At 61.2% G+C, this 883-nt stretch carries 1 protein-coding gene; it reads left to right on the forward strand.

Annotation, left to right across the window (positions count from 1 at the left end; genetic code table 11):
* A partial coding sequence (locus C5687_RS24290) for a phosphohexomutase domain-containing protein (protein WP_476588302.1) occupies positions 1–883 on the forward strand: 883 nt, incomplete at both ends.

Below are 883 nucleotides of genomic sequence, written 5' to 3' on the forward strand. Positions count from 1 at the left end.
CCCTATCAGCGGCGACACCGGCCTGCGCGACGTGCAGCGCCTGGCGGAAGCCAACGATTTCCCGCCGGTCAACGACGCAAAGCGCGGCAGCTACAAGCAGATCAATTTGCAAAAAGAGTACATCGACCACCTGCTGGGCTACATCAACGTGGCGAACCTCAAGCCGCTGAAGCTGGTGATTAACTCCGGCAACGGTGCGGCCGGCCCGGTGGTGGACGCTCTCGAAGCCCGCTTTAAAGCACTTAACGTGCCGGTGACCTTCATCAAAGTGCATAACACCCCGGACGGCAACTTCCCGAACGGTATTCCTAACCCGCTTCTGCCGGAGTGCCGCGACGATACCCGCAACGCGGTGATTGAGCACGGCGCGGATATGGGCATCGCCTTTGATGGCGACTTCGACCGCTGCTTCCTGTTCGACGAGAACGGGCAGTTCATCGAGGGCTACTACATTGTCGGCCTGCTGGCGGAAGCGTTCCTTGAGAAAAACCCGGGCGCGAAAATCATCCATGACCCGCGCCTTTCCTGGAACACCGTCGACGTGGTGTCTGCCGCAGGCGGCACGCCGGTGATGTCCAAAACCGGCCACGCCTTCATCAAAGAGCGCATGCGCGAAGAAGACGCCATCTATGGCGGCGAGATGAGCGCCCACCACTATTTCCGCGACTTTGCATACTGCGACAGCGGGATGATCCCGTGGCTGCTGGTGACCGAACTGCTGTGCCTGAAGGGGAAAACGCTGGGCGAGCTGGTGCGTGACCGTATGGCGGCGTTCCCGGCGAGCGGGGAGATCAACAGCAAGCTGGCGCAGCCTGCAGAGGCCATTGCCCGCGTGGAGCAGCACTTTGCCATTCACGCGCTGGAAATTGACCGTACCGACGGT

The sequence above is a fragment of the Enterobacter sichuanensis genome, assembly GCF_002939185.1.
GTDB classification, from domain to species: Bacteria; Pseudomonadota; Gammaproteobacteria; order Enterobacterales; family Enterobacteriaceae; genus Enterobacter; species Enterobacter sichuanensis.